The organism is Sphaerospermopsis sp. FACHB-1194 (assembly GCF_014696235.1).
Lineage (GTDB): Bacteria > Cyanobacteriota > Cyanobacteriia > Cyanobacteriales > Nostocaceae > Sphaerospermopsis > Sphaerospermopsis kisseleviana.
Map to the genome: position 1 here is coordinate 42,603 of NZ_JACJPU010000039.1, position 10,839 is coordinate 53,441.

The window sequence follows — 10,839 nt, forward strand, 5'->3', positions numbered from 1 at the left end:
AGGGAACATATCTGTTTGAGGGGGGAACAGGAGGGAGATGGGGAGGTAAATAACCCAATCACCAGTCACCAATCACCAATCACTATCATATACTGTTGCCCCTAGTTGAATTGCGATCGCAATTACATCTTTATTACTGCTATATAAAACCTAGACAAAACTAGACTTTACTTTCTACTTCAACGGGAGCATGGGAGCAGTTATCCCTCAGTAGACTTTCACGCCTTAGCCAGACGCGATCGTGTTCCAATTAAGTTTCTGAAAAAGACTACCACCATCATTGCTTGGTTTTCGCGTCGGCAATAGTCTCAATTCAATACTTGATATCACCGTATTATATATCAAGTAGTTGATTTTTTCCTAAAAATATATTGATTTTTGTCAATATAAGTATAGTTTTGTCTATGAAATTGTCAACTTAGGACTTGCTCTCCCCATGAACGCAGAGACAATTACTCAGCTACTGGTGATTTTGTTGAGGCTGGTAATAGACATCTCTGGTAATGAAATGTGCATAACCGGAAACCCATTCGTAGGGACAATTCATGAATTGTCCCTACATTGATTTTCAGAGAGGTTTAATGGGTAATGTTCCTCTCTAACCAGCAATTGATCTTATTTATACACCAAACTACTATATAGTAGTACAGTAATTTATTTAGTCTGAGAGTGTGGAATACTCTACCACAAACATCGGTTAGCACAACTGGGGAACATTTGACAATTTTGAAAACAATCTGTTACATTTATTTACATAAAGCAATAAAAGTTAAGACACAAAAGTTAAGACACAATAAAAACACGAGGTTAAAGATGACTATCTTAATTGCATTATTAGTTGTAGGTTGGGTTGCTGCTTCTGTGATTGGTTCTTTGGCTTACTTCATGGGTGAACAAAGCAAGCCTATCCATGAACGGAACTGGCGTTCTGAGTCTTTTGCACAGTTGGCTAAGTCTATTACTGGGATGGAAATTGATTACAGCGATCGCACTCCTGCCTATGCGATGGATGCTTATGCCAGTCGCACTCTACCCCAATAGTAGTATATAACGCTTAATCAAATGCCCATAGATCCCTGTCTTCTTCAAGAAGTCGGGGATTTGAATATTCAACGGTTTTCTTTTCCAATAGAAATTACTGCCAAAGTAGCAAGAAAGATTCTGATTTTGTTGTTAGTATTCATTGTCGGAATTATCGGCTGATCAATTCAGGGCTTCCCCTATTATTTACCCTGGAAACATCGGTAGTTAATGTGGTTATTAGTCTAATTCATGACTATAAATACGCATCAAAAAATCAGGAGTATTTGCTATGATGATGATGATGACTGAATCCATGACTACGGAAATGCAAACTTGCATGAATGCTTGCATGGAATGTCATAAAATATGCTTGGAAACCATGACTTACTGCATGAGCAAAGGTGGTAGGTACATGGATATGGGCATGATGAGCATAATGCGTGACTGCTCTGAAATGTGCATGATGTGTACAAATATGATGATGAGTGGTTCTGAATTTATGGAACGCACTTGTATGCTGTGTGCGGAAATGTGCGATCGCTGTGCTGCTGCTTGTGAAACCATCGGTGATGACAGCAAAATGAGAGATTGCGCCGCAGCTTGTCGTAGATGTGCGGAAACTTGCCGATCAATGCAAATGGCGCGTGCTTAATTTGAATAACTAGCAGATTAACTATTATCAATTTATCTGCAACCTATTGAGGCGCTCAGGCTGTGGTGGTTTGGGCGCTGATCAATTGAAAATTGACAATTGATAATTGTTTCATTCAACGTTTAATATCACTACCATAAATTGTCTGATTTGTCAATGCCCCTATTTCTCACCCGCAAACAACAGCAGAGAATTTTGGTAAATCTCGTGTCAGGATTTTTTGATAAATTTTTGATTTTTTGGGTTATTTCTTTTTTGGCTATCCCTGAAGCGTTTATCAGTCAAGGCTTGTGAACTTGTGCTAAAAGATACATCTTAAAAATAGGCACAATAGGACAATTTACAAATTCTCTTAAATCATAGCAGATGGCTGAAAGTATTGCAAGCTCGTTAATAAATAAAAATAATTCTCAATTAAATCTTAAGAAAACATAAAGGGAGAATTTGGAAACTTATATATTTTAAAACTGTTTCTAGATTTTGATAAGATTTAATTATTAGAAAACACTCAATAGCGATCGCAGTTTACCTACCGATAGATCCCCGACTTCTCTAAGAAGTCGAGGATCTGGGTATTAGTTACTTAAATAGGACTTATGCAAGATTGAACTAAAAACCTAATTCTTACGTAGGGGTAATTCATGAATTACCCCTACTTTAAATTACCCCTACTTTCGTTCTGTTTTGCACAAGTCCTGTTAAAGAATATTCAGCACCCTCCTTAATAAAGCTTGATCTTCAGGTTTAGGTTTCAGACGACCATTTTCCACATCACGAATCCAACTTTGACTTTTACCTGTTAACTTTGCTAATTCTCTTTGGGAGATATTGATACTTTTGCGGGCTTGAGATACTTGTTCAGCTAATAAATTATCCGTAGTTTTGACGGTTTTTTTACTTCTCACATTACGCCGCTTTTTTTTCTCAGCATCTGCACTGATATTTTCCCATTCTGGTGGTAATTCAAAAGATAAAATCCGGGCATTCATCAACATATTCCACTTACCACGGGGACCGCTATCTGTAAGTCGATGATCACCACCACCGTCATTGATCCAAAACTCTAAAGCCTCATCGGGATCTTCGGGAATATCAACTAATTTTGCCCATAACGGTTGGATTTCTATGGGGTAGGTAACAGGATCAAAAATTGGCTTAACTCCAGAATGATTGAGAACTTCCAAATCATTTTCAAAAGTTCGTAATAACCGCTTCCGTTCATCTCGTAATCTAGAAGCTAAGTTAATTTTTTCCTCACCATAAGCAACACGCAGTAAAGTAGGAACAGTAATCCGTTGTTCTCTACCCATCTTGGTTTTAAAAAGTAACCATAACATCAATCTGACTGCGCCTTCATGTTGCTGCCACAGACTCATAACAGTAGTTAACAGCGTTTTCGGCAGACTACCATATTGATAGAAACCAGTCCGTTCTTTACAGCCTTGTTTATTTAAAAAATGCTGCGCCCAAAGACCGGCTTTAACTTTAAATGTCAACCCAACTAAATATTTACATCCCTGTGCATCTTCCTGAAAATGATGATGAATATCTGTTAAATGCCACAAAGGACTTTCTTTAACAGAAAAACCGGGAACTTTACCTCTTGCTTGCCAGTCAATAGAAACAACCAGAGAGCAAGCTTGTTGAACGATGTTTTTAATTAAACATAACTTGGCGGTTTTGTTGAGGTCTTTACGTTTTTCTAATCCCAAGTATGCTTCAAATTGTCGCTCATCAATTGAAAACTCTTGTTCCCAGGGTTGATCTAAAGTTGTAGCATAGGCAGCAAAAATCAGATGAATACAAGCAGCTCGAAGATCAAGATTTTCAATTGTTGGTAAATTTTTAGCCCGGTTACTAACTTGAAATGAGTCCTGAAGCTGAAAAGAAATTGCACCCCGACCTTGATTAACTTGTCGGCTATAGTGTAAATTACCTGCTGCATCTGTTTCCCATTGTAATGATTTACGTTGTGCTAATAAGTTGCAAGCTTCCCAAATAACTATTGCCGAAGCAAAGGGATGATTCTTGCCATTAGAAAACAAATTAGGACTGGTAGGTTCTCGCGCTTCAACTTTGCATCTGCCTTTTTTTGCTTGCCAGGGTATGGGGGAATTTGTAGGACAAGCAATTACACATTGCGGTTCTGGATAATAACCCTCACAATTGTTACAAAGACAAGGATCAATCCAATATTCGTTATTTTCGATTTTGATTGCACCCGTAGGACATTGGGGGCGGCAGTTATCACATCCATCGCAATTTTTGTTAGGAATTGTATAAGGCATAAGGCTGCTTCCTAGTCTAATTGCTGAGATGTTTGGCTCAAGTCTACCCTCGATGTCTCGTCTTGATTCATAACTTGCTACCAAATTATCTCCATGACAAGATCAGTTATTCAGTTAACAGTTATTGTCTTTGAGTATTGACTGTTCACTGTTGATTTTTACCTGTCACCTCTTTGGGACTTTGAAAGTAAGGCTTCATTGCTTCTTCATTAACTATACATTTCATAAAGATTTCGCTAAGTTTGTTCATAATGAGCTTGGAGAATTTTTTTAATATTTGTGTTCTGCTTTCACAGGAAATCTTGACAAAAACTGTTTTTAAATAACATCATAAAAATTGGAAATTGTTTTTAATTAGTTAATGTTTAAATTACTGTTCACTAACTGTTTACTTCTGATTGTTGATTATTTAGTATCTGCAAATACTGTCAAAATTATTACTTTAACCTTATGGACTATTTTCTACTTGTTGATTTTTGCGAAAACCTATCAATAAAAATATCAGGATATAAATTATCTTTATCTGAAAAATAACTGGATTTTCTCTTTGAATACTAAGGATCGAGTAGAGACTTTTTTAATAAAAAATTGCATCTAGCCTAGAAAATTATTCGAGATAAATTGACATGATTTTTCAAGTCAGCAAAACTTGATAAAAAAGTTAACTTTTATCAGCAAAATGCCAAAATATTAGGCTACTATTAAGAGTAAATCACCAAGAAAATTGTAAGCGAAATTGCTGAGGTTAGATTCATGGCAACATTAACAGGATTGACATTTGGCGGTAAGTCTTGGACACCTAAATTTGTTACAGAAATTGACAAGGATAAATGTATTGGTTGTGGCAGATGTATTAAAGTATGTGGTTACACAGTTTTAGGGTTGATGGCATTGAATGAAGAAGGTGAATTTGTAGAAGATGAAGATGATGAAGAAATTGAACGCAAGGTGATGGTAGTTGCTCACCCAGAAAACTGTATTGGTTGTGAAGCTTGTTCTCGTATTTGTCCCAAAAATTGTTATTCCCATACAACATTAGACCAGTAATACCTATGGGCATCAACTACAGTCAGTAAGTTACAAGGAGAAAAGAAATTGTTTAACTCCTGACATCAGCATCACTGATTGATGAAAGTTCATTTAGAGGGGAATACTCAATCCTTACCTAACTTTACCTAATTAGTTAAAAAAATATTAAAAATTTTAGGATTAACAAAAACATAGATTTAAACTTGTTAGGGTTCATTACCTTAATGATAAAATTATGGTGATTTTAATGAGAAGTTCACCAAAATCTAAAATCCCATGACTGATTAATTCTGTTGCCATAATTAATCATAAAAAAGGCTAATTGTATATAAATTGGGTTTTTGAGTCAAGGTAAACAGGAGACAAAATATAATTTGTAATATTTTTGTAATATTTGTGAGAAAGATGTGAAAAAAATCTGGAAGTTTACCCAATTTTGATGACTTACAAGTTAGAACGGTAATAAGTAAAAATTGAGGAGTCAGGAGTCAGGAAAAAAGGTGACAGGTGACAGGTGACAGGTGACAGTAAGAAGAGAATGGTATCTCATGTTCAAGAATGAATTTTTCTTCTTCTAGGACCCATACCCGACACCCAACTTCCACTGATAATTGTTAATTGATAAAGAGCAGGTAGTATGCAAAAAGTTCCTGTGTCATTGTGGACACTATTAGCGGGGATGTTCATTGCCCCTATTAGTATTTGGATAGGTCAACATCATCATTTATTACCAGAACAAGCATCACAACAAGCGCCTTTGGTGGACGGCTTTTTTAATGTCATGTTTACCATTGCGATCGCACTATTTTTAATAGTGGAAGGCACAATCTTAATTTTCCTATTTGTCTACCGTCGTCGTACTGGAGACAATAGTGATGGTGTACCGATAGAAGGCAACTTGGCATTAGAAATATTTTGGACAGCTATTCCCAGTGTCATTGTCATTGGTTTAGGTATCTACAGCGTAGATGTTTATAACCAAATGGGAGGTTTAGAACCGGGTACTCATCCTCATCATGTTGCTCATGTTTCTGGTACGGCAATGGCAGCTAGTATGAATGATAATTCTCAATCTCAATCTTTAGCTGCTCCTAATATTGGCATCGGTGCAAGTCCCCAAACTAAAAATAACCCAGCAGACTTGGTAGTTGATGTTAAAGGAATACAATTTGCGTGGTTATTTAACTATCCTGAAACCGGTATTGTTGCAGGAGAACTTCATGTTCCCGTCGGTGCAGATGTGCAGTTAAATTTATCCGCAGATGATGTTATTCATTCCTTCTGGGTTCCCCAATTTCGGTTAAAACAAGATGCAATTCCTGGTGTACCCACAGAACTAAGATTTGTAGCTACAAAACCAGGTGTTTATCCCGTAGTTTGTGCAGAATTATGTGGTGGTTATCATGGTTCAATGCGGACACAAGTTGTAGTTCACAGTCCGGAAGATTTTAATAACTGGTTAACCGAAAATCAGTTGGCACAAAAACAAGAACCACAGCAAATTATAGCAGTCAATCCTGATAATTTATCACCTTCTGAATTTCTTGAACCTTATGTTCAGGAAATGGGAATAAATGCAGAGAATATGCAGTCATTAGTAGAAGAAGGGAATAGGTAATAGGTAATAGGTAATAGGTAATAGGTAATAGGTAATAGGTAATAGGAAAGAAATGATCTGATGATTTATTCTTAATTATCCTGACTCCTGACTCCTGACTCCTGACTCCTGACTCCTGACTCCTGAAAAACCAAAATCTAAAATCTAAAATCCAAAATCGCATGACCCAAACAGAATTTTCACCCAACATACCACCAGATAATAGTCAACAAAAGACTTTACTGGTTGCCCATACTCAACATCTCCAAGCTTGGAAATGGTATGATTATTTCACCTTTAATATTGATCACAAAGTGATTGGTATTCAATATTTGGTGACAGCATTTATATTTTATTTAATTGGTGGTTTGATGGCCGTGGCTATCCGCACCGAGTTAGCCACACCAGACTCCGACTTACTTGATCCAAATCTGTATAATGCCTTCATGACAAATCACGGAACAATCATGATCTTTCTCTGGATTGTTCCTAGCGCGATCGGTGGTTTTGGTAATTATTTAGTACCCTTAATGGTAGGTGCTAGAGATATGGCATTTCCTAAATTAAATGCCATTGCTTTTTGGTTAAACCCCCCCGCAGGATTACTATTATTAGGTAGCTTCTTTTTCGGTGGTTCTCAATCTGGATGGACAGCTTACCCACCACTAAGTTTAATCACCGCTAACACCGCGCAAACAATGTGGATATTAGCGATAGTCTTAGTAGGAACATCCTCAATTTTAGGATCAATAAACTTCGTCATCACCATTTTAATGATGAAAGTTCCCAGCATGAAATGGGATCAAATTCCTTTATTTTGTTGGGCAATTTTAGCAACATCCATCCTGGCACTTTTATCTACACCAGTCTTAGCAGCAGGATTAATTTTACTGCTCTTTGATATTAACTTTGGCACATCATTCTTCAAACCAGATGCAGGTGGTAACGTCATTATTTACCAACATTTATTCTGGTTTTATTCCCACCCCGCAGTTTATTTAATGATCCTGCCAATTTTTGGGATCATGTCAGAAGTAATTCCCGTTCATGCACGAAAACCGATATTTGGATATAAAGCGATCGCCTATTCCAGCGTTGCTATTTGCGTCGTTGGTTTATTCGTTTGGGTACACCATATGTTCACCAGTGGAACACCCGGATGGATGCGAATGTTCTTCACCATTTCCACATTAATAGTAGCCGTTCCCACAGGAGTCAAAATATTCGGTTGGGTGGCAACTTTATGGGGTGGAAAAATTCGGTTTACCAGCGCCATGTTATTCGCCATTGGTTTATTATCAATGTTCGTCATGGGTGGTTTAAGCGGCGTAACAATGGGAACAGCACCCTTTGACGTTCACGTTCACGATACCTATTATGTAGTGGGACATTTCCACTACGTTTTATTTGGTGGTTCAGTCTTTGGAATTTACGCCGGAATCTATCATTGGTTCCCCAAAATCACCGGCAGAATGATCAACGAAACCTGGGGAAGAGTTCACTTTGCTCTCACATTTATTGGCACAAACTTAACATTTTTACCCATGCACGAACTCGGATTACAAGGAATGCCACGCCGAGTTGCCATGTATGACCCCCAATTTACCAGCTTAAACCAACTTTGCACCATCGGCGCATTCATTTTGGGTATTTCCGTCATTCCCTTCGCTTACAACATCATTAATAGCTGGCTAAAAGGAGAATTTGCAGGAGATAACCCCTGGGAAGCATTGAGCTTAGAATGGACCACCAGTTCCCCACCAATAATTGAAAACTGGGAAGTTTTACCCGTAGTCACTCATGGTCCTTATGACTATGGCCATAACCATGATAAATCATCAGTAACAGAGACTGTAGCTTAAAACTTAGAGGTACGCGAAGGTAAGCAGAGTATTTTAAAACTAATTCTTTGCGCCTTTGCGTCTTTGCGTGAGACAAATCAGAATTTATTAGGAAAATAGCATGACAGCAATTACAACCAGCGAAAATCACACCAGTGAACACGAACAACACCCAGATTTAAGAGTTTGGGGACTATTAACTTTTTTAATTTCTGAATCATTAATGTTTGGTGGATTTTTTGCCACCTACTTATTTTTTAAAGGTACTACCGCAGTCTGGCCACCAGAAGGAACAGAAGTAGAATTATTAGTACCCACCGTTAACACCATCATCCTCGTTTCTAGTAGTTTTATCATTCATTTCGGTGATAAAGCAATCAAAAAAAATAGCGTTGGTTGGATGCGGTTTTGGTACTTCATTACTTTTTTAATGGGTGCAGTATTTCTAGTAGGGCAAGTTTATGAATACATGAACTTAGGTTATGGTTTAACTACCAATGTTTTCGCTAACTGCTTTTATTTAATGACAGGTTTTCACGGACTTCATGTATTTGTGGGACTGTTATTAATTTTAGGTGTTTTTGTGCGGTCTTTCGGTCCCAATCATTATAATTCAATGCAACATACTGGCATTGAAATGGCGGAAATTTACTGGCACTTTGTTGATATAATTTGGATTATTCTTTTTACTTTGGTTTATCTGATGAATGCTTTTTAAGTTGGTAATGGGTAATGGGTAATGGGTAATTATTAACTCTTTACCTTTTACCTGATTATACATCTTTCACAACTGTGAAAACATCATCCAATCACATCCTGTAAATCCTTAAATCCTGGACATCCTGATTCTGACAATTAAAATCCTGAAAATCCTTAAATCCTGGACATCCTGATTCTGACAATTAGCCGTAATTCTGCTATAATCATAATGACTTCAAGATAATCGGTGACAGTATAATGATTACCACTGTTGAGCGTCGTTATAGTTTAGATGAATATCGCGCCATTGAAGAAAAAGCTGAAACACGCAATGAGTATCATGATGGAGAAATTGTACCCATGCCAGGAGGATCACTCAACCACAGCCGTATCGGTGGTAATATTTTTGCATTTCTAAAATTTCTGCTCCGTGATAGTCAGTTTGAGCCAATTAATAGTGATTTACGGTTATGGATTCCTGAATATAAACGCGGATTATATCCAGATGTGATGGTTTTTGATGGTGAACCACAATTAAATGAAAATCGCAATGATGAAGTTTTAAATCCTACTTTAATTATAGAAGTATTATCCCCCTCTACCGCAGATTATGACCACAAAGACAAGTTTAGAATGTATCGTTCAATTAGCATTTTTTGTGAATATTTATTAGTTGCACAAGATGAAGTTTTTATAGAAAAATATAGTAAACAATCTCAAGGTTGGTTATTCAGTGATTTTAATAATTTAGAAAAATCTATTTCTTTAGAGTCAATTGGGGTTGAATTACCGATAGCAGAAATTTATCGCGGTGTTGTTTTTGATTAGATCCCCGACTTCTCAGATCAATCCTATAATTCATGATAAAGTTATCAAAGAAGTCGGGGATATTGGAGTTCAAAATATGAGAGAAAGATTATGAAAACTACATTACTAAATTTATCAGAATCTCTCTACAACCAAGATTTTCATCTTTGGGTAGAATCAACTATCAAAATATTACAACAAAAAAGATTTGATCAATTAGATATCGAAAATTTAATTGCTGAAATAGAAAGCATGGGGAATAATGATAAAAAATCAGTTAAAAGTAACCTGAGAATTTTATTAATGCACTTACTCAAATGGCAATATCAACCAGAAAAAAGGACAAATAGCTGGCGTACAACAATTAAAGAACATCGTAACAGATTAGAGGATGATTTTGCAGATAGTCCTAGTTTAAGGAATTACTATTTAGAAATATTCAATGAATGTTATCAAAAAGCGAGAGACTTAGCTGCTTCAGAAACAGGTTTATCTATATCTGTGTTTCCTGGGGAATGTCCTTTTAATACTGACTTGGTTCTCAAATCTGATTTTTTACCAGAATAAGATGCAGGTTTTTACTAATATTTTCAACACCCAAAATGTGTCTTCTGGGATTATAAGCCAAAACATGGGTTCGGCGTTTCTGTGCATTGATACCAACATTCTCGCATTTAAAGTGGATGTTTGAGTGGTTTATTTGACACACTACCTTTGATTTTGCCACTCTTCAGATGTACGGAATCTGTTCAAAATTCCAATAGGAGTCCTATATTTAGGGGTTGCTGAGAAAGTCTTTCCGTGAGGGCATAGGAGTCAGGAGTCAGGAGTCAGGAGTCAGGAGGAGATTTGAAAATTTCTTTGCCATCTCTTGAAATCCCAAAAAATGCACACTTTTTCCGG

General features: G+C 36.8%; 9 protein-coding genes. 8 read left to right on the forward strand and 1 reads right to left on the reverse strand.

The window, feature by feature from the left end:
- Positions 1 to 813: 813 nt before the first annotated feature.
- On the forward strand, positions 814 to 1,041 hold the full coding sequence (locus H6F45_RS19620; RefSeq protein WP_096565792.1) for a hypothetical protein: 228 nt from the start codon (positions 814 to 816) through the stop codon (positions 1,039 to 1,041).
- Between the two features lie 271 nt (positions 1,042 to 1,312).
- Entirely contained in the window at positions 1,313 to 1,675 is a 363-nt protein-coding gene (locus H6F45_RS19625) for a four-helix bundle copper-binding protein (RefSeq protein ID WP_190348145.1), read from the forward strand.
- Positions 1,676 to 2,373: 698 nt separating this feature from the next.
- Here the strand turns inward: H6F45_RS19625 and H6F45_RS19630 are convergent.
- On the reverse strand, positions 2,374 to 3,963 hold the full coding sequence (locus H6F45_RS19630; RefSeq protein WP_096565796.1) for a helix-turn-helix domain-containing protein: 1,590 nt from the start codon (positions 3,961 to 3,963) through the stop codon (positions 2,374 to 2,376).
- Between the two features lie 753 nt (positions 3,964 to 4,716).
- On the opposite strand from H6F45_RS19630, the gene fdxB reads away from it, so the two are divergent.
- The 6 genes from fdxB to H6F45_RS19660 all read left to right on the forward strand — a co-directional run bounded on the left by fdxB (position 4,717) and on the right by H6F45_RS19660 (position 10,503).
- Positions 4,717 to 5,010, forward strand: coding sequence for a ferredoxin III, nif-specific (gene fdxB, locus H6F45_RS19635; RefSeq protein ID WP_096565798.1), 294 nt, complete (start codon positions 4,717 to 4,719; stop codon positions 5,008 to 5,010).
- 619 nt (positions 5,011 to 5,629) lie between these two features.
- Complete coding sequence (locus tag H6F45_RS19640) at positions 5,630 to 6,610, forward strand: cytochrome c oxidase subunit II (RefSeq protein ID WP_190348146.1); 981 nt, start codon at positions 5,630 to 5,632, stop codon at positions 6,608 to 6,610.
- A gap of 161 nt (positions 6,611 to 6,771) precedes the next feature.
- Positions 6,772 to 8,451, forward strand: coding sequence for a cytochrome c oxidase subunit I (gene ctaD, locus H6F45_RS19645; protein WP_190348147.1), 1,680 nt, complete (start codon positions 6,772 to 6,774; stop codon positions 8,449 to 8,451).
- A gap of 100 nt (positions 8,452 to 8,551) precedes the next feature.
- The gene (locus tag H6F45_RS19650) at positions 8,552 to 9,148 is read left to right on the forward strand and encodes a heme-copper oxidase subunit III (protein WP_137667010.1); all 597 of its coding nucleotides are present in this window, start codon (positions 8,552 to 8,554) and stop codon (positions 9,146 to 9,148) included.
- A 239-nt stretch (positions 9,149 to 9,387) separates the two neighbouring features.
- Complete coding sequence (locus tag H6F45_RS19655; RefSeq protein ID WP_137667011.1) at positions 9,388 to 9,957, forward strand: Uma2 family endonuclease; 570 nt, start codon at positions 9,388 to 9,390, stop codon at positions 9,955 to 9,957.
- Positions 9,958 to 10,047: 90 nt separating this feature from the next.
- Positions 10,048 to 10,503 (forward strand): DUF29 domain-containing protein, encoded by a 456-nt coding sequence (locus H6F45_RS19660; protein ID WP_137667012.1) that lies wholly within the window; start codon positions 10,048 to 10,050, stop codon positions 10,501 to 10,503.
- Positions 10,504 to 10,839: the final 336 nt, after the last annotated feature.

What these genes read in the sequence shown, in the direction of transcription:
- H6F45_RS19650 (WP_137667010.1), top strand. Translation starts at nt 8,552, where the DNA reads ATGACAGCAATTACAACCAGCGAAAATCACACCAGTGAACACGAACAA.
- H6F45_RS19620 (WP_096565792.1), top strand. Translation starts at nt 814, where the DNA reads ATGACTATCTTAATTGCATTATTAGTTGTAGGTTGGGTTGCTGCTTCT.
- ctaD (WP_190348147.1), top strand. Translation starts at nt 6,772, where the DNA reads ATGACCCAAACAGAATTTTCACCCAACATACCACCAGATAATAGTCAA.
- H6F45_RS19660 (WP_137667012.1), top strand. Translation starts at nt 10,048, where the DNA reads ATGAAAACTACATTACTAAATTTATCAGAATCTCTCTACAACCAAGAT.
- H6F45_RS19625 (WP_190348145.1), top strand. Translation starts at nt 1,313, where the DNA reads ATGATGATGATGATGACTGAATCCATGACTACGGAAATGCAAACTTGC.
- fdxB (WP_096565798.1), top strand. Translation starts at nt 4,717, where the DNA reads ATGGCAACATTAACAGGATTGACATTTGGCGGTAAGTCTTGGACACCT.
- H6F45_RS19655 (WP_137667011.1), top strand. Translation starts at nt 9,388, where the DNA reads ATGATTACCACTGTTGAGCGTCGTTATAGTTTAGATGAATATCGCGCC.
- H6F45_RS19630 (WP_096565796.1), bottom strand. Translation starts at nt 3,963, where the DNA reads ATGCCTTATACAATTCCTAACAAAAATTGCGATGGATGTGATAACTGC.
- H6F45_RS19640 (WP_190348146.1), top strand. Translation starts at nt 5,630, where the DNA reads ATGCAAAAAGTTCCTGTGTCATTGTGGACACTATTAGCGGGGATGTTC.